Below are 23298 nucleotides of genomic sequence, written 5' to 3' on the forward strand. Positions count from 1 at the left end.
ATGCCGACGCTCGACCAGGCCCGCACCATCATCGAAGCCACCCGCGCCGAGGGGCGCAGGATGGGCCTCAAGCCCCTCTCCGTCATCGTGCTCGACGCGGGCGGCCACGTCCTCGCCTTCGAGCGCGAGGACGGCGCCTCTCCGGGGCGGTTCCAGATCGCGCTGGGCAAGGCCTATGGCGCGGTGATGCTGGGCATGGGCGGTGCGGCGCAGATGAAGCGGGCCGAGGACCAGGCCTATTTCATGGCGGCGATGAACGGCGCCTTCGGCGGGCGCGTCGTCCCGGTCCCGGGCGGGGTGCTGATCCGGCAGGACGGGGTCGTGACCGGCGCGGTCGGGGTCACCGGCGACACGTCCGACAACGATGCCGCGGCGGCGATGGCCGGGATCGCGGCGGCGGGGCTGACGGGCGAGGCCTGACCGCAGAAGGCTGACCGGCAGGGGCCGCGGCCCCCCGCATCTCAGCGGAAATGGGCTTCGATCCCGTCCAGCACGGGATCCCGGATCTCGGCCCGCTCCATCAGGATCTCGTGTCGGCCGCCCTCGACCACGGTCAGCGCGCCGCCGGGCCACCGTCCCATCCGGTCGTGGATGCGGCCCGGATCGACGATCCTCTCGTCCGTGCCCAGCCAGCAGCGCGCCCGAACCGGCGGCGAGGGGCGGCGCGACAGGCCCCGCATCTCGACCAGCGCCTCGTTCAGCCAGCGCAGCGACGGGCCGCCCAGGGCGAGGTCCGGATGGGCGGTGATCTGGCGTCCGAGCCGGTCCCATTGCGCCCGGTCGGTGGTCAGCGTGTTGTCCTCGAAGCCGGTCTTCAGCACGTAGGGATGCGGCGCCTGCGCCGGCGCCATCCGGCCCGACAGGCCGAGCGGCCGGGCGAGGGTCGACAGCCCCCAGGCGGCGGCGCGCATCGCGCCGGTCAGCGCGATCCCCCACATTGGGGCCGAGAAGACCGCCGCCCGGACCGGCAGCCCCTCGATCAGGGCGCGCAGGCCGATGCATCCGCCCATCGAATGGGCGATCAAGTAGAACGGCTCCGGCAGGGCCCTGGCCCGCGCGAAGGCGAGAAGCGCTGCCACGTCGCGCTGGTAGTCGCGGAAGGTCACGACATGGCCGAGATCGCGCTGCGGGTGCATCCGCCCGGCGAGGCCCTGGCCGCGCCAGTCGACCGTGGCGAAGGCGAAGCCGCGCGCGGTCAGATCGCCGGCGAGCGCGCCGTATTTCTCGATGTATTCGGTCCGGCCCGGGAACATCAGCACCGTGCCGCGCGGGCTGGCCGCTCCGCCCCAGGCGGCGGCGCGGATCCGCACGCCGTCATCCGTGTCCAGCCAGGCCGCGACGCCCCCGGCGGGGGCGCCGGAGACGTCGTCGTGAAGAGGGGCCGGTCCGGTCTGCGCGGCGGGTCCGGTCACGGGCGGCTTCAGCTCAGCACGCCGGCCAGCTTCATCGCCTGGCCCATGTCGCCGTCGACCTTGAGCTGGCCCTGCATGAAGGCGGCGGTCGCGTCCTTTTCGCCGTCGAGGATCGCCCTGAAGGTCTCGGCATCGGCGGTGAGCGTCACGTCCGCCTCGCCCTCGCCCGCGCGCGCGCCGGACTGGTCGAGCAGGATCGTACCCTCGTCCTCGATCACGAACTTGGCGTTGCCGTCGAAGCCCTCGCCGCCGAGCTTGGCGTTGAGCCGGGTCACGGCCTCGGTGATGGTCTCGCTCATTCTCTCTCTCCTGCTGTCCGTCATGTGATCGGCGCCGCGTGCGCTTCGGCTTGTCACGGGGGCGCCGGGTCTGGTCTACCTTGCAGGGTATGACCTTCCGCATCCCCTCGATCAAATCTGCCGTGACGGCACTGGCTGCCGCGACCGGGTTTTCCGCGCCGCTCGCCGCGCAGGACATGCTGCCCGAGGCCGCGCCCACGCTGCCCGCGCCGGTGCCGCTGCCCGAGGACGCCCCCGAGGCCGCGCCCGGCGACGCGGCCGGGGCCGAGGCGCGGGTCGACGAGCTGCTCGCCCAGCTGGCCGAGGCGCCGGAGGGGCTGGACGCGCGGATCGTGCAGCGGATCTTCCTCGAATGGTCGCGCAGCGGCTCGCCCACCGTGGACCTGCTGCTCTCGCGCGGGCAGGACGCGATGGAGGCGGGCGACCCCGTCCGCGCGGCCGAGCACTTCACTGCCGCCATCGACTACGCGCCCGACTTCGCCGAGGCCTATTACGGGCGGGCGACCGCCTATTACACGTCGGGCCTGATCGGGCCCGCCATCGACGACCTGCGCCAGACGCTCGTCCTCAACCCCCGGCATTTCCTCGCCATGCAGGGCTTCGCCGTCCTGCTGCAGGAGCTGGGCCGCGAGGAGGACGCGCTGGAGCTGTTCTCGCGCGTGCACGAGATGCATCCGGCCAATGCCGAGGTGACCTACATGGTCGAGCAGCTCGAACAGCGCTTCGGCGGCCAGCCGCTCTGACAGTCCCCCCGGCAGGTCCCTGACGGCTCTCTTGCGGGGCGATCCGGGGGGCGCCCAGGTTGCGTTCGGGCGCGCAGCCGCTATCTCTGACCCAGCAGCAGCGCAGGGACGCGATCCCCATGGCCCATGACGGGCGGATCCTCGCGGTCCTCGGCCCCACCAATACCGGCAAGACGCATTACGCGATCGAGCGCATGCTCGCTCATCGCTCGGGCGTGATCGGTCTGCCGCTGCGCCTGCTCGCCCGCGAGGTCTACGACCGCATCGTCGCCGCGCGCGGCCCGTCGGTCGTCGCGCTGGTGACGGGCGAGGAGCGGATCGTGCCGACCCGCGCGCAGTACTGGGTCTGCACCGTCGAGGCGATGCCCGAGGGGATGGGCTGCGATTTCCTCGCCGTCGACGAGATCCAGCTCTGCGCCGATCCCGAACGGGGGCATGTCTTCACCGACCGTCTGCTGAACGCGCGCGGCCGGCTCGAGACGATCTTCATGGGGGCCGAGACGATGCGCGGCGCCATCGCGGCGCTGGTGCCCGGCGTGCAGTTCAGCCGGCGCGAGCGGTTCTCGACCCTGACCTATACCGGCGCGAGAAAGCTGAGCCGGATGCCCGAGCGATCGGCCATCGTGGGGTTCAGCGTCGACAATTGCTACGCCATCGCCGAGCTGCTGCGCCGGACGAAGGGCGGGGCGGCGGTGGTGATGGGGGCGCTCAGCCCCCGCACGCGCAACGCGCAGGTCGCGATGTACCAGCGGGGCGAGGTCGACTACCTCGTCGCGACGGACGCGATCGGGATGGGGCTCAACCTCGACATCGAGCACGTCGCCTTCTCGGCGGTGGAGAAGTTCGACGGACGCCGCTGGCGGCATCTCGACGCGGGCGAGCTGGCGCAGATCGCGGGCCGGGCCGGGCGGCACATGAAGGCCGGCTCCTTCGGCACGACGGGCGAGGCGCCCGCGCTGGAGGACGAGGTGATCCAGGCGATCGAGAACCATGCATTCCGCCCCGTGCAGAAGCTGCAATGGCGCAATGCCCGCCTGCGCTTCGGCTCGATCAGGGCGCTGATCGCCAGCCTCGAGGAGCGGACGGACAATCCCTGGCTCACCCGCGTGCGCGACGCCGACGACGTCACCGCGCTCAAGACGCTGGCCGAGGATGCCGAGGTGCAGGCCCGCGCGAGCGACGGCCATTCGGTGCACCTGCTCTGGGACGTGTGCCGGGTGCCCGACTTCCGCGGCATCTCGAAGGGCGAGCATGCGGCGCTGCTGCGCCGCATCTTCTGCGACCTGCACCAGCACGGCCATGTCGAGCGCGCGTGGTTCGCCGCCCAGGTGGAGCGGATCGATCGCACTGACGGCGACATCGACACGTTGTCGAAACGGCTGGCCTACATCCGCACCTGGACCTACGTCGCACAGCGCAAGCACTGGGTGCAGGACGAAGAGCATTGGCGGGCCGAGACCCGCAGGGTAGAAGACCGATTGTCGGACGCGCTGCATGCCGCGCTGACACAGGCATTCGTGGACCGGCGGACGAGCGTGCTCGCCCGGCGGCTCAAGCAGAGGGAGAGCCTTGTGGCCGAGGTGACAGACAAGGGCGAGGTGAGCGTGGATGGCGAGCTGCTGGGGCGGCTCGAGGGGTTCCGCTTCCGCGCCGACAAGACCGCGAGCCCGGACGAGGCGAGGACCGTCGCCCGCGCCGCGCGCGAGGCGCTGGCGCCGCAGTTCACCCTGCGCGCCGACCGGTTCTACAACGCGCCCGACACCGAGATCGACGTGACCGAGCAGGGGGGCCTGATGTGGGGCTCCGACGCGGTCGGCAAGCTGGTGGCGGGGGCCGATCCGCTGAAACCCGAGGCGAAGGCCTTCGTCGACGAGGAGGCGGGCGAGGAGGTCGCGAAGAAGGTGCAGCGCCGGCTGCAGCATTTCGTCGACCGCCGCGTCGCCGCCACGCAGGAGCCGCTGATCGCGCTGTCCAGGGACGAGACGCTGACGGGGCAGGCCAAGGGCTTTGCCTACCGCATGGTCGAGAATTTCGGCATCATCCCGCGCGGCGAGGTCGCCGACGAGGTCAAATCGCTGGGGCAGGAGGACCGCGCCGCCCTGCGCAAGCACGGCATCCGGTTCGGCCAGTTCACGATCTTCATGCCCGCGCTGCTCAAGCCCGCGCCGACCCGGATCCGGCTGCTGCTCTGGGGGCTGTCCAAGGGACTGGACGAGTTCCCCGAGAGCCCGCCGCCGGGCCTCGTCACCGTGCCGGCCGCGCAGGGCGTGCCGGCGGGCTATTTCGCGATGGCCGGCTACCGCGCCGCGGGCGAGCGGGCGGTCCGTCTCGACATGCTGGAGCGGCTCGCCGACATGCTGCGCGACCGCGATTCGCGCGGTGGGTTCGAGGCCAATCCCGACATGCTCTCGATCACGGGCCTGTCGCTGGAGCAGTTCGCCGTCCTGATGGAGGGGCTGGGCTACCGGGCCGAGAAGGGCGAGCGTCCCAAGGTGAAGCCCGCCGCCGCCGGTCCGCAGCCGGACCAGCCCGGGCCCGACGTTCCGGCACCGGGACCGACCCCGGACGCGCCGCAGACGCCCGAGGAGACGCCGCAGCCCGACCTGCCCGAGGCGCCGCCGCAGACTCCGGACACGCCCGACGTGCCGGTGCCGGACCCCACGCCGACCGAGCCGGACCTGCCGGGCGATCCGGATCCCGCGCCGGGGCCGGACGTGCCTGCCCCGGACCCGTCGCCGACCGCACCCGACATACCCTCCGAGACGCCGCCGGAGCCGCCGGTCGAGGCGCCGGGCGATACCCCGACAGAGATGCCGCCGCCGGGCGGCCCGTCGGAACTGCCCGGGCAGATGCCGGGCGCTCCGACGATGGAGGACGGAACCGAGGCGATCGGCGGCCGCTCCGCGCCCGTCACGTCGGAGATGCGGGCCGACGAGCTCGCCGATGCGGGCGCCGATGCCGGGACCGAGGTGCGGGCCGATGTCCCGAACGAGTTTCCGGAGGCCGCCGCCCCGGCGGAGACCGAGATCTTCTACACCTTCACCTGGGCCGGCCGGGGGAGGCAACAGCGCGGTGCCCCGCGCGGCGAGCGCCAGGGTCAGGGCGCGGCTCAGGGCAAGGGCCAACGCCGCGGCGCGCGCCAGGACCAGGGACACCAGGGACAGGGCCGCGAGCGCGGGGCGAAGGGGCAGGGGCCGCGCGACGGCCGCGACGGCCCGAACCGCGCCAAGGGGCCGAAGGGCAAACGCGGCGGCCCCAAGGGCGACCGGGCGCCGCAGACCTACGATTCGCGCCCGCCCCGCAAGGAGAAGCAGGTCGATCCGGACAACCCCTTCGCCGCCGCGCTGGCGGGCTTCAAGGCCAAGTGACGGAATCCGCCGCCCCGCAATTGCGGATCGACAAGTGGCTGTGGCAGGCGCGGTTCTTCAAGACGCGCAGCCTCGCCGCGAAGGTGGTGGCCGAGAAGGGCGTGCGGATCGACGGGCAGAAGGTGACGAAACCCTCGGCCGGGGTGCGACCCGGCGCGATGCTGACCTTCCCGCAGGCCGAGCGGATCCGCGTGGTGAAGGTGCTGGCCCTGGGCGAGCGGCGCGGTCCCGCGCCCGAGGCGCAGGCCCTCTACGAGGACCATTCCGCCCCGCCGCCGCCGCGCGACCCCGCCGCGCCGGTCCGCGAGGCCGGAGGCCGCCCGACGAAGAAGGACCGCCGCGCCCTCGACAATCTCGACGATTTGAGCGGACCCTGAGGCCGACGCCGGGGGCGATTTCCCCCGCCCCCGCCTTGAAGCCCCCCGCGCCCGGGTCTAGACCGCCCCCCGGACCAACGCCCGCGAGACCCCCATGACCTACATCGTCAACGACAGCTGCATCGCCTGCAAGTACACCGACTGCGTCGAGGTCTGCCCCGTGGACTGCTTCTACGAGGGGGAGAACATGCTGGTGATCCACCCCGACGAATGCATCGATTGCGGCGTGTGCGAGCCCGAATGCCCTGCCGACGCCATCCGGCCCGATACCGAGCCGGACATGGAGAAATGGGTCGAGTTCAACCGCAAGTATTCCGAGATGTGGCCGGTCATCGTGACCAAGAAGGATCCGCTGCCGAACGCCGACGAGATGGACGGCAAGGAAGGCAAGATGGAGCTCTTCTCGGAAAAGCCGGGCGAGGGCGGCTGAGCCGCCTCCGCCGGTTCCCCCTCCGGCCGGGCCGAGCAGCCTGGACGGGGCCCAGACCATGCGTCAAGTCTCCACCCTTCCGTGGGGGCGTTTTTCGTGCTATGGTGTCGGTCAAATGACGCTGTCGCTGTCCTGATCGAACGTCCGACCGACCTGCCCGACGAAGGTTGTCCTTCGCCGGGTCGCCGTCGTCGTCCGGCCCGGATGCGCCCCTGACCGAGAGGCTGCCACCATGTCGAAGAAGAAGAACGATTTCAGCCCGAACGATTTCGTCGTCTACCCCGCGCACGGGGTGGGCAAGATCGTCTCGATCGAGAAGCAGGAGGTCGCGGGCTTCGAGCTCGAGCTCTTCGTGATCTCGTTCGAGAAGGACAAGATGACGCTGCGCGTCCCCACGACCAAGGCGACGGATGCCGGCCTGCGCGCCCTGTCCTCGCCCGATGTCGTCGCCCATGCGATGAAGACGCTGAAGGGCAAGGCCAAGGTGAAGAAGGCGATGTGGTCGCGCCGGGCCCAGGAATACGAGCAGAAGATCAACTCTGGCGACCTGATCGCCATCGCCGAAGTGGTCCGCGACCTGCACCGCGCCGACGACCAGCGCGAGCAGTCCTATTCCGAGCGGCAGCTCTACGAGGCCGCGTTCGAGCGCCTGACGCGCGAGATCGCCGCCGTCGCCGGCAATGACGAGACCGCCGCGGCGGAAGAGATCGGCTCCGTCCTGTCGAGCCGCGCCGCCGCCGCCTGATCGCGGCGGGATCCCGGGCGCCGAAGTCCGGGGAAGGGGGCCGTGCCGCAGGGTGCGGCCCCTTCCTGCTTCGTTCAGTCCAGGGCGCGCCAGCCGATGTCGCCCCGGCAGAACCCGCCGGGCCAGTCGATCGCGTCCACCATGGCATAGGCGCGGTCCCGTGCCTGGCGCAGGGTGGGACCGCGCGCGGTGACGTTCAGGACCCGCCCGCCCGCCGCGACGAGGCGCCCCTCCCGCCGCTCGGTGCCCGCGTGGAAGACGACGTCGCGCGATGTCGCAGGAAAGGCGTCCAGGCCCCTGATCTCGCTACCTTTGTCGTAAGCACCGGGATAGCCGTCCGCCGCCATCACGACGGTGATTGCGTGGTCCTCGGCCCATTGCGGGCGGATCCCGTCCAGCCGCCCTTCGGCGCAGGCCTGCATCAGGTCGAGCGCCTGCGCCCCCAGCCGCATCATCAGCACCTGCGCCTCGGGATCGCCGAAGCGCACGTTGTATTCCACGAGGCTCGGCGCGCCGTCCTCGATCATCAGCCCGGCATAGAGCACGCCCTGGTAGGGCGTGCCGCGCCGCGCCATCTCGGCCATGGTGGGGCGCACGATCTCGTCCATGGCGCGGTCGAGAACGTCCTGCGTCAGGATCGGGGCCGGGGAATAGGCGCCCATGCCGCCGGTATTGGGGCCGGTATCGCCGTCTCCCACCCTCTTGTGATCCTGGGCCGTCCCGATCGGCAGGCAGGCTTCGCCGTCGACCAGGACGAACAGGCTCGCCTCCTCGCCCCTCAGGACCTCCTCGATCACCACCTCGGCGCCGGCCGTGCCGAACTCGCCGCCGAACATGTCGCGCAGCGCTGCCTCGGCTTCGGCCACGCTCTCGGCCACCACCACGCCCTTGCCGGCGGCGAGCCCGTCGGCCTTGACCACGATCGGCGCGCCATGCGCGCGGACATGGGCGAGGGCGGGGTCCAGCGCATCGAAGCGGGCATAGGCCGCCGTCGGTGCCCCCGCCGCGTCGCAAATCGCTTTCGTGAAAGCCTTCGACGCTTCCAGCCGCGCCGCGGCCGCCGAGGGTCCGAAAACCACAAGCCCCGCCTCGCGCAGCCGGTCCGACACGCCCGCCGCGAGCGGCGCCTCAGGCCCCACGATCACGAAGTCGATCCCGTTCTCCTCGGCCAGGGCGATCACGGCCTCGGCGTCGAGCGGGTCGATCGCCGCGCACTCGGCCACCTCCGCGATCCCGGCATTGCCGGGGGCGACGATCAGCCGGTCGCATTTCGGGTTCTGGGCCACCGCCCAGGCCAGCGCGTGCTCGCGTCCGCCGGAACCGAGGATGAGGATGTTCAAGGGACCGCCTCCGCTTTCGTTCGTCGCGCCGCGGTCATAAGGTGGCGGCCCGACCTTGGCGAGAGCGGAGAGACGCGATGGACCTGTTCGAGGACTCTCCCCCCACCGGGGGCAACGCGCCCGAATTCACCGTCTCGGAGATCTCGGGCGCGGTGAAGCGCGCCATCGAGGGCGAGTTCGGCCATGTCCGCGTCCGGGGCGAGGTCGGCCGCGTGGTCCGGGCCCGGACGGGCCATCTCTATTTCGATCTCAAGGATGGCACCTGCGTCCTCGCGGCCATCAGCTGGAAGGGGCAGGCCGCGCGCCTCGCCCATCAGCCCGAGGAGGGAATGGAGGTCGTCGCGTCCGGCCGGCTGACCACCTATGGCGGGCAATCGAAATACCAGATGATCGTCGAGGACATCCGTCCCGCCGGCGCCGGCGCGCTGATGGCGATGCTCGAGGCGCGCAAGACCAAGCTCGCGGCCGAGGGGCTGTTCGATCCCGCGCGCAAGCGGCCGATTCCCTACCTGCCCGAGATCATCGGCGTGGTGACCTCGCCCACGGGGGCGGTGATCCGCGACATCCTGCATCGCCTGCGCGACCGGTTCCCCCGCAAGGTCCTGGTCTGGCCGGTCGCGGTGCAGGGCCCGGCCTGCGCGGGGCAGGTCGCGCGCGCGATCCGCGGCTTCAACGAGCTGACGCCGGGTGGGGCTCTGCCCCGGCCCGACCTCATCATCGTCGCGCGGGGGGGCGGCTCGATCGAGGATCTGTGGGGCTTCAACGAGGAGGAGGTGGCCCGCGCCGCCGCCGCCAGCGCCATTCCCCTGATCTCCGCCGTCGGGCACGAGACGGACACGACGCTGATCGACTTCGTCTCGGACTGGCGGGCGCCGACGCCGACCGCCGCGGCCGAGAAGGCGGTGCCGGTGCGGCTGGAGCTGCTGGCGCAGGTCGACAATCTGGGGGGGCGGCTGACCCATGCCGCCGCCCGCCGCGTGGAGGACCGGCGGCAGCGGCTCGCCGACCTGTCCCGCGCGCTGCCCCGGCCGGAGGCGCTGCTCGAGGCGCGGCGACAGCGGCTCGACCATCTGGACGAGACGCTGCCCCGCGCGCTCCGGGCCGCGCTGCACGTCAAGTCGGCGGCCCTGGCGCGGCTGGGGCTGCGCCCCTCGCTGCTGACCGGCCCACTGCGGCACGAGCGGCGGCGGATCCTCGACCTCTCCGCCCGCACCGGTCCCGCGCTCGAGCGGCGCACCCGCGAGGCGCGGCGCGAGCTGACGCGCGAGGCGGCGAAGCTGACGCCCGCCCTGCCGGTCGCCCGGATCGCCCGGGCGCGCGAGACGCTCCTCGCCCTGTCGCCCCGGGTCGATCCCGCCGCGGCGCGGGCGCGGCTGACCCTCGCCCGCGAGCGGCTGGAGGCGCTGGACCGGATGCGCCAGACGCTGGGCTATACCGAGACGCTGGCCCGCGGCTTCGCCGTGGTGCGGGCCGAGGGCGGCGTCGTCACCGACGCGGCGGAGGCGGAGCGGCATCCCCGGCTGGAGATCGAGTTCCGCGACGGGCGGGTGGAGGCGCTGATCGGCGCGGCGCCGAAGCGCCGCAGGCCGCCGGCGAAGGACGATCCCGGGCCCGAGCAGGGCTCGCTGCTCTAGACCCCGTAATCGGGGCAGACCAGCGGCTCTTCCTCGACCACCTCGTAGAGGATCGACGCCTCGCCGGTCACGAATTCCGCGCGCAGGCCCGTCCCCTCGTCGAAGATGTGCCAGCATTGCGGGTCGGGCGTGTCGTCGTAGGTAAAGCAGATCAGCCCCGGCTCGGGCTCGTCCCAGGTGCCTTCCTGGCAGGCGCTGCCGTCGAGCCAGGCCCAGGTGACGCGCCGCCCCTCGTGGTAGCGCTCCACCCCGTAGGCGCCGTCGGGGCCCCCATAGGTCAGCGTCCGGCCGAGGACGCGGGATTCGAATTCCTCTCCCGACATCTGGGCAAGGGCGGGGGAGGCGACGAGTGCGGCGAGGGCGAGGATCAGGCGCATGGGCCGGAGCCTGCCACGGCGGCGGGGGCGAGGGAAGCCGGCCCTCACGCCCCCGCGAGGGCACGCGGCCGCCGGGGCATCCATTCGCGGCGGAAAGGCCGGCGCGGAAGACGGGGGGCGGCATGCCCCCCAGCAGGGCAGGGCCGGGCGCGGCGCGCCTGCGGCTTTCCTTTCGCCGGGGCTGGCCTTAGGTCTGCGCCGACAGGCCCGCCGCCCTGACGGCCGGGTCCGACCGAGCAAGGGAAAGCGCCGCCGCATGTCGTTCTTCAGGAAGCTCCGCGACCGGATGATGGGCTCGTCGTCGAAGATCGACCAGGGGCTGGAGGCGCTGGTCGAGGACGGGGCGGAAGCGCCGGAGGATGTCCGGACGCCCCCGGCCGAGGCCGGACCGTCGCGGGCGGACACGGACGGGCGCCCGCAATCCGGCCTGCGCCCCGATGCGGCCGGTCCGGCCCCGGAGGAGGGCACCGCCCCCGAAGGCCCGTCCGCGCCGGAACCAGCGGCTCCGACCGCGCCGGATCCTGCCGCCCCGCCCCCGGCGGCGCCGGCCCCCGCGCCCCGGCCGCCCGCCGCGCCGGAGCCGCGACGCCCCGACCCCGGGTCGGAGGCGGCGAGGGATGCCGCCCCGAAGCCGGCCCCGCGGACGGCCCCGGATACCGCCCCGGAGGCTGCCCCCGTCGGGCGGTCCACTGCCCCCGCGCCGGAACCGGCCCCCTCGGACCCGGTCCCCGCCCCGCCTTCCGCCCCGGCCGCCGATCCGGCCCCGCGGATGGAGGCGGAGGCCGAGGCGCCGAAGCGCGGCGGCTTCCTCGGCCGGCTGTTCCGGCGCGAGGAGGCGGCGGTGCCGCGCCGCGTGCTCGACGACGAGATGCTCGAGGATCTGGAGGATCTTCTCATCTCGGCCGACATGGGCACCACGACCGCCGCCCGCGTCGCCGCCAACCTCGCCGAGGGGCGGATGGGGCGCCGCATGAGCGTGCGCGAGATCAAGGAGGCGCTTGCCGCCGAGATCGCCCGGATCATGGAGCCGGTCGCGCGCCCGCTGCCGATCTACCCGACCCGGCCGCAGGTGGTGCTGGTCGTCGGCGTGAACGGCTCGGGCAAGACCACGACGATCGGCAAGCTCGCCAGCCAGTTCCGCGCCGCGGGCAAGTCCGTCGTCATCGCCGCCGGCGACACGTTCCGCGCCGCTGCGGTCGAGCAGCTGCAGGTCTGGGGCGAGCGGGCCGGGGTCCCGGTCCTGACCGCGCCCGAAGGGTCCGATCCCGCCTCGCTCGCCTTCGACGCGATGGGACGGGCGCAGGCGGACGGCGCGGACCTGCTGATGATCGACACGGCCGGACGGCTGCAGAACCGCGCCGACCTGATGGAGGAGCTGGCCAAGATCGTCCGCGTGATCCGCAAGAAGGATCCGGACGCACCGCACAACACCCTGCTGGTGCTGGACGCGACCACGGGCCAGAACGCCGTCGGCCAGGTCGAGATCTTCCAGAGGATCTCGGACGTGTCCGGCCTCGTCATGACGAAGCTCGACGGCACCGCGAAGGGCGGCGTGCTCGTGGCGCTGGCCGACCGGTTCGGCCTGCCGATCCACGCGATCGGGGTGGGCGAGCAGATCGACGACCTCTCGCCCTTCGACCCCGAGGAATTCGCCGCCGCGCTGGTGGGGCTGGACGGCGAATGAGGCTAGTCGTCCGCGCGGTGGGTGCCCGTCCGCCGTTCCATCTGGCCGATCAGGAACAGCACGCAGACCACCAGCACCGCGGACATCGCGGCAAGCGGGACATGCCCCGCCCCGCAGGCCAGGCCGATCGCCCCGGCCAGCCAGAGCGAGGCGCCGGTCGTGACGTTCCGCACCTCGCCCTTCTGGGTGAAGATCAGCCCCGCCGCGAGGAAGGCGACGCCGGCCGTGACCGCCTCGATCAGGCGGAGCGGATCGACGCGGACCGCATCCTCTCCGGCATCGCCGAATTCCAGGCGCGCGATCTCGAGCCCCGTCAGCACGAAGAGGCAGGCGGCCAGCGAGACCAGCATGTGCGTGCGCAGGCCCGCGGGCTTCTCCTTGCGCTCGCGCTCGAAGCCGATCAGCGCGCCGAGCGTCACGGCGGCGATGAGCCGGGTGAGCGAGACGACCAGCGGGACGGCGGTGAAGGTTCCGGTGAGTTCGCCGGCGAGCGTGTCGAGCATGGGGGCCTTCGGTCCTCTGTAACGGTTTCGTGTCAACCGCGACGGCGGGCCGGGGTTCCGGCATGAGCGACTGGCTCGCCGCCCTCGCGGGCACGCCGGAGGGCGCGCGCGTCGCCGCGCTGCTGGCGCTGACGAGCGCCATAGCCCATGCCGCCTTCGGCGCGCTGCAGAAGGGACGCCACGATCCCTGGCTGATGCGGGGCAGCATCGACGCCTCCTTCGTGCTGATCTCGCTGCCGGTCGCGCTGTTCCTGGTGCCGCGCCCCGATGCGGGCACCTGGCTGATCCTGCTCGGCGCGATCCCGCTGCATTTCGCCTACAAGATGACGGTCGCGCTGGCCTACGAGCGGGCGGCCTACACCGTGGTCTACCCGGTGATCCGGGGGACCGGGCCGCTGATCACGGTCCTCTTCGCGAGCGCGGTGTTCCGCGAGCATTTCACCGCGCTGCAATGGGGCGGGGCGCTGTGCCTCTCGGCGGGGATGGGGCTGCTGGCCTGGCGGAACCTCCATTCCGTCGGGATGGACCTCGCGCAGGTGCGGATCGGCCTGATGTGGGCGTTCGCCGGCGGGATCGCGGTGGCCTGCTACACGGTCTACGACGCCTACGGCATCCGCCGGGCGCCGGACCCCTTCACCTTCCTCGCCTGGTTCTTCGTGATGACGCAGCTCGATTTCCCGCTTATCGCCTGGGCCCGCTACCGACGGACCGGGGCGCCGGGCGGGGTGCGCTCGCTGCTGCTGCGCGGGCTTGCCGGGGCGCTGATCGGCTGGATCAGCTTCGGCGGCGTGATGCTGGCGACCTATCTCGACAAGGTCGGCGAAGCGGCCGTCCTGCGCGAGACCTCGACCGTCTTCGCCGCGCTGATCGGCTGGTTCATCCTGGGCGAGACGGTGGGGCCGCGACGATTGGCCTTCATGGCGCTGATTGCGCTCGGCGCCGTGATCGTGGAATTCGGGGGCTGAAGGAGAGCGCGATGTCCGACGAACGCCCGATCAACCCGATCCTGAAGCAGGTCCTCGAACTGGGGCCCACGCTCGTGTTCTTCCTGATCTATCTGCGGATCCGGGACGAGACCTATGCCTGGAACGGGACGGAGTATTCCGGCTTCATCGTCGCGACGCTGGTCTTCGTGCCGATCCTGCTGGCCGCGATGGGCATCCTCTGGGCGCTGACGCGGCGGCTGAGCCGGATGCAGGTCTTCACCGCCTTCATGGTCGTGTTCTTCGGCGGGCTGACCGCCTGGTTCAACGACGAGCGGTTCTTCAAGATGAAGACGACGATCATCTACGGGATCTTCGCGGCCATCCTGGGGATCGGGCTGGCGCAGGGGAGGAGCTACCTGCAATGGATCATGGGGGAACTCCTGCCGATGCGGCGGGAGGGCTGGATGATCCTGACCCGGCGGCTGACCGCGCTCTTCGCCGCGCTGGCCGTGGCGAACGAGGTGATCTGGCGGACCCAGTCGACCGACCTGTGGGTGAAGATCGAGACCTTCGCCTTCCCGGCAGTGCTGTTCGTCTTCCTCTGGCTGCAGATCGTCGGGTTGCAGAAATACCTGATCGAGGACGGGAGCGCCGGAAAGGGGTGATCCCGGGCCCGGCCGGGGGCAGGGGGGCGCCGCCCCCCTCGGCCTGCGGCCTCACCCCCCGGAGTATTTCTGGCAAGATAAGGGGGTGGCCGGGCCGCTTGCCCCGGGGCGGCGTCGCGACCCGGGCCGGCCGGTCCGGCGGTCAGGTCCCGGCCCGGATCCGGCCGGCGGCATAGGGCGGGAGGGGCGAGGGCAGGGTGATTCCGGCGTCCGCCCCCTCGGCCCAGGCGATCACCCCGTCCACATGCAGGCCGCCCACGACCATCTTCACCGCGGCGCCGGGGGCGACCGGGCAATCCGCGCTGATCCGCAGGCCCCTGGCGGAGGCGTCGCGGATGCGGCCGGTCGTCCACCCGGTCGGCACGGCGATCCGGATCTGGAAATCGGCCGGATCGCGCGGGTCGCGGTCGGGCTGGCCGGGGGCGGTCGTCGTCATCGGGGGGCTCTCCATCTTAACAAGGGGGCCAGTCTGCGCGCCAGGTGTTGCTCCCCGCTCAGCTCCCACGGGGCCGGATGGATCTTCTTGACGGGATTCGGGCGTCCGGCTAGGAGGAGGCCGTGGCGATTTGTCGACCGGATTGCGGGCCACGTTAAACATGCCGCTAAAGAGGTGAGTGAGGATGGAACTGTCCCCGCACCCCTGACCGGTTGCGGGTTTTTTTATGCCCCGGGGGCCCCGGGGGACGAAAGGACGGGCCATGGCCGAGAAGGACTGGGACAAGCGGACGCGGGCGGTGCACGGGGGCGTGCGCCGGTCGCAATACGGCGAGGTGAGCGAGGCGCTCTTCCTCACCCAGGGCTTCGTCTACGACAGCGCCGAGCAGGCCGAGGGCCGCTTCAGGTCGCTGGGCGAGGACGAATTCATCTATGCCCGCTACGGCAACCCCACGGTGCGCATGTTCGAGGAGCGGATCGCCGCGCTGGAGGGGGCCGAGGACGGCTTCGCCACGGCGAGCGGCATGGCGGCGGTCAACGGGGCGCTCAGCTCGATGCTGCGGGCGGGGGACCACGTCGTGTCGTCCCGCGCGCTGTTCGGCTCCTGCCTCTACATCCTGGAGGAGGTGCTGACGCGCTACGGCGTCGAGGTGACCTTCGTCGACGGGGCCGATCTCGCCCAATGGGAGGCGGCGATCCGGCCGGAGACGAAGGCGGTCTTCTTCGAGAGCGTGTCGAACCCCGCGCTCGAGATCGTCGACATCGCCGCCGTGTCGCGGCTCGCCCATGCCGCCGGCGCGACCGTGATCGTCGACAACGTCTTCGCCACCCCCGTCTATTCGCGCGCGATCGAGCATGGCGCCGATGTCGTCGTCTATTCCGCGACGAAGCATATCGACGGGCAGGGGCGGGTGCTGGGGGGCGTCATCCTCGGCACGCGGGAGTTCATCCGCGGCACGGTCGAGCCTTATCTCAAGCATACCGGCGGCGCGCTGTCGCCGTTCTCGGCCTGGCTGCTGCTCAAGGGGCTGGAGACGATGGACCTGCGGGTCCGCGCCCAGACCGCCTCGGCCGGGCAGATCGCGGCGACCCTGTCCGGGCATCCCCGGCTCTCCCGGGTGATCTATCCGGGGCTGGCGAGCCATCCGCAGCACGAGCTGATGCGGGCGCAGACCGGGCAGGGGGGCACGGTCCTCGCCATCGACGCAGGCTCGAAGGAGGCCGCCTTCGCGCTGCTGAACGCGCTGGAGATCTGGACGATCTCGAACAATCTGGGCGACGCCAAGTCGATCGCGACCCACCCGGCGACGACGACCCACCAGCGGCTTCCGGAGGACCAGAAGGCGCATCTGGGCATCACGCCCGGCCTCATCCGCCTGTCGGTCGGCCTCGAAGCGGCCGAGGATCTGATCGCGGACCTCGCCGCCGCGCTGGACGCACTCTGACCGGGGGGTTTGCCCCTGCGGCAAGGCACCCCATATTCGGGGCACCAGCAGACCGGGGGGAGACCCGCGATGAACAAGCCCACCCGCGACATGAACGTTCCCGGCCGCGCCGAGGCCGAGGCGGCGCTTGCGACGCTCCGCCGATGGGCCGGCGCGGCGACCCCCGAGGAGGTGGCTGCGCTCGACCCGTCCGTCGCGCGGCTGCTGCCAGGGCAGGAGGTGTCGAACTACCCGGCCCTCGCCCGGGCCTATCCCGAGGATTTCGTCGCGGACGAGGTCTATCGCGCCTCGCTGCCCGACCTGCAGAACGGGCCCGAAAGCCTGATCCGGGGCGGAAAGCAGGCGATCCAGCATGTCGGGATCAGCAATTTCCGCCTGCCCGTGCGCTATCGGACCCGCGATGACGGCGACCTGACGCTCGAGACCAGCGTGACCGGCACCGTGGGTCTGGATGCGAACCGCAAGGGCATCAACATGAGCCGCATCATGCGGTCCTTCTACGCCCATGCGGAAGAGAGCTTCTCCTTCGACACGATCGCGATGGCGCTGGGCGACTACAAGCGCGACCACGAGACCTTCGACGCGCGGATCTCGATGCGGATGTCCTTCCCGGTCCGGCTGGGCTCGCTGCGATCCGGTCTGTCGGGCTGGCAGTATTACGACGTCGCGCTGGAGCTGGTGGAGAGCGCGGGCGTGCAGACCCGGATCATCCATCTCGACTACGTCTATTCCTCGACCTGCCCCTGCTCGCTCGAGCTGAGCGAGCATGCGCGGCAGGGGCGGGGGCAGCTGGCGACGCCGCATTCCCAGCGCTCCGTCGCGCGGCTGGCGGTGGTCTGCCTGCCGGACCGGCCGACTCTCTGGTTCGAGGATCTGATCGACATCGCGCGGGCCGCGGTTCCGACCGAGACCCAGGTGATGGTCAAGCGCGAGGACGAGCAGGCCTTCGCCGAGCTGAACGCCGCCAACCCGATCTTCGTCGAGGACGCGGCGCGGCTCTTCTTCGCGGGTCTGCGGGCGGACGAGCGGATCGGCGATTTCCGGGTCGTAGCGAGCCACCAGGAGAGCCTGCACAGCCACGATGCGGTCAGCCTCCTGACCGAGGGGCCGACCTTCGCGCAGACGAGCCTCGACCCCCGGCTCTTCGCGACGCTGCATCACCCGGGCTAGGCCTCAGGAGGCGCGCACGTCCTCCATCAGCTTCATGATGTCGAAGGGTTCTTCGAAATCGTCGGGGTCGGGGATCCCCTTCATCCGGTCGTTCCGGATGGGCTGGACCCGCGATTCGCGGGCCTGCCGCGTGGGCGAGGGGGCGAGCACGGGTGCGACGAGCGTGCCCGGCCGCGCCTCCTGCGGGGGGCGTGCCTCCCCGGGTCCCGCCGCGGCCCCGGGCATGGCCTCCACGCCCTCGGTCGGCTGACCCACGATCCGTTCCACCGACCAGCGGCGGCGGCGGGCCGTGGTCTGCGCCAGCCCGGTCCAGTCGTCCCCCAGCGCATCGTCGAACCAGTGACTCGCGGCGAGGCGCAGCGGCAGGTTCGCCCGGGTCATCCGGCTGTCGATCTGCGTCCGGAAATGATCGACCTCCTCGAGTCGCAGCGCGAGGGCGACCTCCTCCTCGTCGGGCACCGTCTCGCTGTCGATCTCGAAGATCGCGCTTTCGGGCGGAGCGGCGGCGAGGAAGGTGAAGGTCGCCTCGGTGAACAGCCCCTCGGGGGTCGTGAACCGGGCATAGAGGGTCAGGGGATCGTCCGGGTCGGCGTCGAAGTCGAGAAGGGTGCCGGTCCAGTAATCGTCGGGATGCGAACTGCCGGGGACGAGGCGCTGCCACACCGCGTCGGCCGGCAGCGGCGCCACCGCGCGGCGGACGCTGACCAGCGTGAAGCGAAGCCGGGCACGTTCGCCCCAGCTGCCGTAGAGCAGATGCCACAGGGCGGTGGCGAAGAGGGCGGAGAGCGCGATCCAGAGTTCCGTCGCCACGGGAAACGGGGCGGTCGCCAGTGATCCGAGCGTCGCGACCTCGATCAGCCGGCGCCGCGCGGGAAGGAGCCGCAGCACCAGCACCGCCCCGACATAGGCCAGGATCGCCGCGTAGACGACCAGCGCCGAGGGGCCGAGCCGGAGTGCCGCGATCAGCGCCGTTCCCCCGACCGCGAGGAGGAGGCGGCGCTTCTGGCGGGAGAGGGAAGAGGCGGGAATCACGTCGGGGCAGCCGGTCGGGAGGGGAGGGGGCCTCTCCGGTCTGCCCCGCGATTGTGGCCGCTCTCGGGAAGGGGGCGGGCAATTTGGCGCCACGGCGACGCTTGCGGTGCCCCCGGGGCGGGGTCATTCTGCGCGGGGAGGCAGAGGTTGAAACCCCCCGCGCGAAGCCCCAGATTTCGTGCATCCAGCGTGGGAGCGGCCCAAGGGTTGCCGGATGGGACCGTGGCCGCCTCGCCCAAGAACAAGGATACCGAGCATGACTGACCAATCCGCGACGCCGTCCGCCCCGCAGGCCCATCCCGTCCTGCCGCTGCGCGACATCGTCGTCTTCCCGCACATGGTTGTGCCGCTCTTCGTCGGGCGCGACCGGTCCGTGCGCGCGCTCGAGGAGGTGATGGGCGACGACCGCCAGATCCTGCTCGCCAGCCAGAAGGACCCGTCCGTGGACGAGCCCGAGGCCGAGGGCATCTTCCGGACCGGCGTGCTCGCCAACGTGCTGCAGCTGCTCAAGCTGCCCGACGGCACCGTCAAGGTGCTGGTCGAGGGCAAGAGCCGCGTGCGCATCACCGAGTTCGTCGAGAACGAGCGCTTCTTCGAGGCGAAGGTCGAGCCGCTGGACGAGAGCCTCGGCGACGAGGACGTCGTGCGCGCGCTCGTCCAGTCCGTCGGCGAGGAATTCGAGAAATACGCCAAGGTCCGCAAGTCGATCCCCGACGAGGCGCTGTCGGCCGTCACCGACGCGACCGAGCCCGACCGCCTGGCCGACCTGGTCGCCGGGCATCTGGGCGTCGATGTCGATCGCAAGCAGGACCTGCTCGAGACGCTCTCGGTCGCCGAGCGGCTGGAGAAGGTCTACGGCCTGATGCAGGGCGAGATGTCGGTCCTGCAGGTCGAGAAGAAGATCAAGTCCCGCGTCAAGACGCAGATGGAGAAGACCCAGCGCGAATATTACCTGAATGAGCAGATGAAGGCCATTCAGAAGGAGCTGGGCGACGGCGAGGACGGCGAGGGCGAGGTCGCGGAACTCGAGAAGCGGATCTCCGAGACCAAGCTGAGCAAGGAAGCCCGCGAGAAGGCCGAGGCCGAGCTCAAGAAGCTCAAGAACATGAGCCCGATGAGCGCCGAGGCGACGGTCGTGCGCAACTACCTCGACTGGATGCTGTCGATCCCGTGGGGCGTGACCTCGCGCACCAAGAAGGATCTCGGCCGGGCCGAGGCCGTGCTCGATGCCGACCATTACGGCCTCGAGAAGGTCAAGGAGCGGATCGTCGAGTATCTCGCCGTGCAGCAGCGCAGCAAGAAGCTGAAGGGGCCGATCATGTGCCTCGTCGGCCCGCCCGGCGTCGGCAAGACCTCGCTCGGCAAGTCCGTGGCGAAGGCGACGGGGCGCGAGTTCATCCGCATCAGCCTCGGCGGCGTGCGCGACGAATCCGAGATCCGGGGTCACCGCCGGACCTATATAGGTTCGATGCCCGGCAAGATCATCCAGGCGCTGAAGAAGGCCAAGACCACGAACCCGCTCATCCTGCTCGACGAGATCGACAAGATGGGTCAGGACTTCCGTGGCGATCCGGCCAGCGCCATGCTCGAGGTGCTCGACCCCGAGCAGAACGGCACCTTCGTGGATCACTACCTCGAGGTGGAGTACGACCTGTCGAACGTCATGTTCCTGACGACGGCGAACTCGTACAACATGCCGGGGCCGCTGCTCGACCGGATGGAGATCATCCCCCTCGCCGGCTATACCGAGGACGAGAAGCGCGAGATCGCGCGCACCCACCTGCTGCCCAAGGTGCTCAAGGCCAACGGCCTGCGCGCCAAGGAGTTCTCGCTCTCGGACGACGCCCTGACCGGGATCATCCGCACCTATACCCGCGAGGCGGGGGTGCGGAACCTGGAGCGCGAGATCTCGAAGATCGCACGCAAGGCGGTGACGAAGCTGATCAAGAAGGAGGTCGACCATGTCGACGTGACGGGCGAGAACCTGTCCGACTTCCTCGGGGTCGAGCGGCACCGCTACGGCCTGGCCGAGAAGGAGGACCAGGTGGGCGTCGTGACCGGGCTGGCCTGGACCAGCGTCGGCGGCGAGATCCTGTCGATCGAGGCGCTGCGCCTGCCGGGCAAGGGCCGGATGAAGACGACCGGGAAACTGGGCGACGTGATGAAGGAATCGATCGACGCGGCCTCGTCCTACGTGCGCTCCATCGCGCCGAAGATCGGGGTGAAGCCGCCGAAGTTCGAGAAGTACGACATCCACGTCCACATCCCGGACGGCGCCACGCCCAAGGACGGGCCCTCGGCGGGTCTGGCCATGGTGACCGCCATCGTCTCGGTGCTGACGCAGATCCCCGTCCGCAAGGACATCGCCATGACGGGCGAGGTCACGCTGCGGGGCAATGCCTCGGCCATCGGGGGCCTGAAGGAGAAGCTGCTCGCCGCGCTGCGCGCCGGCGTGACCACGGTGCTGATCCCCGAGGAGAACGCCAAGGACCTGCCGGAGATTCCGGACAACGTGAAGGAGGGGCTGGAGATCATCCCCGTCACGCATGTCTCCGAGGTGCTGAAGCATGCGCTCGTCCGGCAGCCCGAGCCGGTCGAATGGGACGAGGAGGCCGAGATCGAGGCCGCGCTCGCCAAGGCGATGGAGCGGCCGGGCGAGGGCGCGACCGCGCACTGAGCCGGATCCCCGATCGTGCTGGACAGGAGGGGGCGCCACGCGGCGCCCCTTCCTTCGTTCTGGGGGGCGCCCTCAGTCGATGGGGCGGAACTCGACCCCGACCGCGTCGTCGTTCACCGTCAGCATCCCGTCGCCCCGCAATCCGACGGCCCCCGGCATGACCTGGATCACGTCCTGCGCGATCACGCCCCGGTAGAGCTGGTCGTCGCCGCCATAGCGGAAGCTGTAGACCGGCCGCCCGTTCGCCGCCGTCCCGATCCGGCTGATGTCGGTCTTCGGCCGGGCATCGCCGAGCTACAGCCCGCCGCTCTCGCCCCCTCCGTCATCCTCGCTGTCCGCCCCGGACGTGGCGAGCGCGATCAGGACGACCGTCAGCGCGGCGGGAATCACCCAGCCGGGGACGGAGCCATCGGATTGCTCCTCGACGATCACCACCTGTTCCTCGATCTCGTCGGCAAAGCCGCCCGCGAGCGCGGGCTGCGCGCCGGCCAGCAGCATGACGGCCACCGCTGCATGTGACAGTTTCATGTCGGTTCTCCCTACTCGGTCGGCGTGGTCCGGCCGGGTCCATCAGGTCCCAATGTTGACCATACGTCAACCTTTCCGCGCTTCCGGCGCTGCGGCCGAGGCGGGCCGGGAAGCGGCCCGGGCCCGGCCTCTCGGCCCGCGCGGCCGGGTGGCGCCGGTCCGGCGGGGCGGGGCGATCGGCGCGGGTCTCGGCCCGGAACCTCGGCCGGCGGAGGAGCCCTTCGCTTGTGCCGCCCGCGTCCGGAGGGCGGCCCGTGGTCCCGGCCGCCGGGCATGAGGCGGGCCCCGGCTCCGGCAGGGCGGGGCGACCAGCCGGGCGCCCGCCCCGGCCCTGCCGCGGGGGAGGGGCGCAAGGGGACGCCGCGTCCTGTCGCGGGGACGGGCGGCGCCGGCCGCGCGGGGGCCTTGCGGCGGGCCGGGAACGGGGGTAGACGCCTCCCCGGTTCCGGGTGATTAGCTCAGTGGTAGAGCGCTTCGTTCACATCGAAGATGTCGGGGGTTCAAATCCCTCATCACCCACCATCCCCCTCTCCCGGACAGGATCCTGACGTGACCGCGCTGCCGGAGATCCTCGTGCTGCGCCACGGCGAGACCGAGTGGAACCGCGCGGGCCGCTGGCAGGGGCCGGAGGATTCGCCGCTGACCGAGCGCGGAATCGCGCAGGGCCGGGCGATGGGCCGGCTGCTGGCCGAGCTGGGCGTGGGCCGCGGGAGCCATGCCTTCCGCATCAGTCCCCAGGGCCGCGCCCGCGCGACGATGGAACTTGTGCTGGGCGAGCTGGGCCTGCCGCGGGACACGGCCGGGATCGACCCCGATCTGCGCGAGATCGGGGTCGGCGCCTTCGGCGGCCTGCACCGGGACGAGATCGCGCGCCGCCTGGCGCTGCGCCCTTCCGACAGCTTCTTCGAGGCCTATCGCCGCGCGCCGGGGGGCGAGGGATTCGCGGCGCTCTACGACCGGGTCGGCCGGGCCCTCGACACGCTGCGCGGGCCGACGGTGATCGTCACGCACGGGATGACCTCGCGCTTCCTGCGGACGCGCGCGATGGGGCTCGGTCTCGACCGGATCGAGGAGCTGCCGGGCGGACAGGGAATCGTCTACCAGATCCTGAACGGGGTCCATCGCGGCCTTCCGGCGATGGAGGGGGACGCGATCTGACCCCCCGCGGGCGGCGCATCTCCCCGAGCGGCGCGGCGCAGGCCGGGTCCGCCCGCGCGCCCCGGCACTGGGACGCGGGGGGCACGGCTTCCCGGGTCGGGACAGGGTCGCCGTCCCGGCCGTTCCGCCGGTTGAGGGGGCGACGGTATTTGCGACCCTGCGAAGGGGCAGGGGCGCGCTCGAGGGACCTGCCCGGGGGCCGCGTGGAGGGGGCAGGGCGCCTCCCCGCCGGCCGGCTTCCGGATGCGGGGCCGGAGATGGGGGGCGTCGTTCCGCCTGCAGGAGAGGGGCGAGAGCCGGGGCCGGTCCGCTCGTCGGATCGCGCCCTCGGTTCCGCGCCGGGGCGCCCG

General features: G+C 71.6%; 22 protein-coding genes, 1 tRNA gene, 1 pseudogene and 1 riboswitch. Of the genes and pseudogenes, 15 read left to right on the plus strand and 9 right to left on the minus strand.

The features are described from left to right. Entirely contained in the window at nucleotides 1-420 is a 420-nt protein-coding gene (locus BUE30_RS05925; protein WP_073326924.1) for a GlcG/HbpS family heme-binding protein, read from the plus strand. A 41-nt stretch (nucleotides 421-461) separates the two neighbouring features. Here BUE30_RS05925 and BUE30_RS05930 read toward each other — a convergent pair whose 3' ends face one another. Beyond that, nucleotides 462-1412, minus strand: coding sequence for an alpha/beta fold hydrolase (locus tag BUE30_RS05930; RefSeq protein ID WP_073326925.1), 951 nt, complete (start codon nucleotides 1410-1412; stop codon nucleotides 462-464). Nucleotides 1413-1420: 8 nt separating this feature from the next. After that, nucleotides 1421-1711 carry an SCP2 sterol-binding domain-containing protein gene (locus BUE30_RS05935; RefSeq protein WP_073326926.1) on the minus strand — a complete coding sequence of 97 codons (291 nt, stop codon included), beginning with the start codon at nucleotides 1709-1711 and terminating at the stop codon, nucleotides 1421-1423. An 89-nt stretch (nucleotides 1712-1800) separates the two neighbouring features. Between BUE30_RS05935 and BUE30_RS05940 the strand changes: the two genes are divergently transcribed. From BUE30_RS05940 to BUE30_RS05960, 5 genes are all read left to right on the plus strand, one after another. Beyond that, entirely contained in the window at nucleotides 1801-2454 is a 654-nt protein-coding gene (locus tag BUE30_RS05940) for a tetratricopeptide repeat protein (RefSeq protein WP_244526281.1), read from the plus strand. 119 nt (nucleotides 2455-2573) lie between these two features. Next, a complete protein-coding gene (locus BUE30_RS05945) occupies nucleotides 2574-5822 on the plus strand; it encodes a helicase-related protein (RefSeq protein WP_073326927.1) in 3249 nt (1082 codons plus the stop codon). Beyond that, nucleotides 5819-6199, plus strand: coding sequence for an RNA-binding S4 domain-containing protein (locus tag BUE30_RS05950; protein ID WP_073326930.1), 381 nt, complete (start codon nucleotides 5819-5821; stop codon nucleotides 6197-6199). The genes BUE30_RS05945 and BUE30_RS05950 overlap by 4 nt, the downstream gene beginning before the upstream one ends. Before the next feature lie 94 nt (nucleotides 6200-6293). Beyond that, nucleotides 6294-6629 (plus strand): ferredoxin FdxA, encoded by a 336-nt coding sequence (gene fdxA / locus BUE30_RS05955; RefSeq protein ID WP_073326933.1) that lies wholly within the window; start codon nucleotides 6294-6296, stop codon nucleotides 6627-6629. A gap of 232 nt (nucleotides 6630-6861) precedes the next feature. Next, entirely contained in the window at nucleotides 6862-7374 is a 513-nt protein-coding gene (locus BUE30_RS05960) for a CarD family transcriptional regulator (protein WP_073326936.1), read from the plus strand. A 74-nt stretch (nucleotides 7375-7448) separates the two neighbouring features. On the opposite strand, the gene purD is transcribed toward BUE30_RS05960, so the two are convergent. Then, on the minus strand, nucleotides 7449-8714 hold the full coding sequence (purD, locus tag BUE30_RS05965; protein WP_073326939.1) for a phosphoribosylamine--glycine ligase: 1266 nt from the start codon (nucleotides 8712-8714) through the stop codon (nucleotides 7449-7451). Nucleotides 8715-8791: 77 nt separating this feature from the next. On the opposite strand from purD, the gene xseA reads away from it, so the two are divergent. Then, entirely contained in the window at nucleotides 8792-10348 is a 1557-nt protein-coding gene (xseA, locus tag BUE30_RS05970; protein ID WP_073326941.1) for an exodeoxyribonuclease VII large subunit, read from the plus strand. Here the strand turns inward: xseA and BUE30_RS05975 are convergent. Beyond that, nucleotides 10345-10725, minus strand: a complete 381-nt coding sequence (locus tag BUE30_RS05975; protein ID WP_073326944.1) for a hypothetical protein — start codon at nucleotides 10723-10725, stop codon at nucleotides 10345-10347. The two genes, xseA and BUE30_RS05975, sit on opposite strands and share 4 nt — an antisense overlap. 256 nt (nucleotides 10726-10981) lie before the next feature. Here BUE30_RS05975 and ftsY point away from each other — a divergent pair, with 256 nt between their 5' ends. Next, nucleotides 10982-12409, plus strand: coding sequence for a signal recognition particle-docking protein FtsY (gene ftsY, locus BUE30_RS05980; protein ID WP_073326947.1), 1428 nt, complete (start codon nucleotides 10982-10984; stop codon nucleotides 12407-12409). Nucleotides 12410-12411: 2 nt separating this feature from the next. Here the strand turns inward: ftsY and BUE30_RS05985 are convergent, their stop codons facing one another. Next, nucleotides 12412-12912, minus strand: a complete 501-nt coding sequence (locus tag BUE30_RS05985) for an MgtC/SapB family protein (RefSeq protein ID WP_073326950.1) — start codon at nucleotides 12910-12912, stop codon at nucleotides 12412-12414. Nucleotides 12913-12974: 62 nt separating this feature from the next. Here BUE30_RS05985 and BUE30_RS05990 point away from each other — a divergent pair, with 62 nt between their 5' ends. Further along, nucleotides 12975-13877 carry a DMT family transporter gene (locus tag BUE30_RS05990; RefSeq protein ID WP_073326953.1) on the plus strand — a complete coding sequence of 301 codons (903 nt, stop codon included), beginning with the start codon at nucleotides 12975-12977 and terminating at the stop codon, nucleotides 13875-13877. An 11-nt stretch (nucleotides 13878-13888) separates the two neighbouring features. Beyond that, nucleotides 13889-14503 (plus strand): inner membrane-spanning protein YciB, encoded by a 615-nt coding sequence (locus tag BUE30_RS05995; RefSeq protein WP_073326956.1) that lies wholly within the window; start codon nucleotides 13889-13891, stop codon nucleotides 14501-14503. 142 nt (nucleotides 14504-14645) lie between these two features. Here BUE30_RS05995 and BUE30_RS06000 read toward each other — a convergent pair whose 3' ends face one another. Then, a complete protein-coding gene (locus tag BUE30_RS06000; RefSeq protein WP_073326958.1) occupies nucleotides 14646-14939 on the minus strand; it encodes a PilZ domain-containing protein in 294 nt (97 codons plus the stop codon). Between the two features lie 112 nt (nucleotides 14940-15051). After that, nucleotides 15052-15130, plus strand: a riboswitch (SAM riboswitch). A gap of 71 nt (nucleotides 15131-15201) precedes the next feature. Between BUE30_RS06000 and metZ the strand changes: the two genes are divergently transcribed. Beyond that, nucleotides 15202-16383, plus strand: a complete 1182-nt coding sequence (gene metZ, locus BUE30_RS06005) for an O-succinylhomoserine sulfhydrylase (RefSeq protein ID WP_073326961.1) — start codon at nucleotides 15202-15204, stop codon at nucleotides 16381-16383. Between the two features lie 69 nt (nucleotides 16384-16452). Beyond that, nucleotides 16453-17553 (plus strand): GTP cyclohydrolase FolE2, encoded by a 1101-nt coding sequence (gene folE2 / locus BUE30_RS06010; protein ID WP_073326963.1) that lies wholly within the window; start codon nucleotides 16453-16455, stop codon nucleotides 17551-17553. Between the two features lie 3 nt (nucleotides 17554-17556). Here folE2 and BUE30_RS06015 read toward each other — a convergent pair whose 3' ends face one another. Then, on the minus strand, nucleotides 17557-18585 hold the full coding sequence (locus BUE30_RS06015) for a hypothetical protein (protein ID WP_073326966.1): 1029 nt from the start codon (nucleotides 18583-18585) through the stop codon (nucleotides 17557-17559). Between the two features lie 256 nt (nucleotides 18586-18841). Between BUE30_RS06015 and lon the strand changes: the two genes are divergently transcribed. Next, a complete protein-coding gene (gene lon, locus BUE30_RS06020; RefSeq protein ID WP_073326969.1) occupies nucleotides 18842-21262 on the plus strand; it encodes an endopeptidase La in 2421 nt (806 codons plus the stop codon). 72 nt (nucleotides 21263-21334) lie between these two features. Here the strand turns inward: lon and BUE30_RS18160 are convergent. Further along, nucleotides 21335-21538: pseudogene (locus BUE30_RS18160) on the minus strand (tail fiber domain-containing protein); the annotation flags it as partial. A gap of 18 nt (nucleotides 21539-21556) precedes the next feature. Beyond that, nucleotides 21557-21790: a hypothetical protein gene (locus BUE30_RS06030; RefSeq protein ID WP_073326972.1), complete on the minus strand. Its 234-nt coding sequence runs from the start codon at nucleotides 21788-21790 to the stop codon at nucleotides 21557-21559. A gap of 447 nt (nucleotides 21791-22237) precedes the next feature. On the opposite strand from BUE30_RS06030, the gene BUE30_RS06035 reads away from it, so the two are divergent. Both BUE30_RS06035 and BUE30_RS06040 read left to right on the plus strand, forming a co-directional pair. Next, a tRNA-Val gene (locus BUE30_RS06035) sits at nucleotides 22238-22312 on the plus strand. A gap of 27 nt (nucleotides 22313-22339) precedes the next feature. After that, entirely contained in the window at nucleotides 22340-22948 is a 609-nt protein-coding gene (locus tag BUE30_RS06040) for a histidine phosphatase family protein (protein WP_073326975.1), read from the plus strand. Nucleotides 22949-23298 lie beyond the last annotated feature (350 nt).

It is taken from the genome of Wenxinia saemankumensis (assembly GCF_900141735.1).
Lineage (GTDB): Bacteria > Pseudomonadota > Alphaproteobacteria > Rhodobacterales > Rhodobacteraceae > Wenxinia > Wenxinia saemankumensis.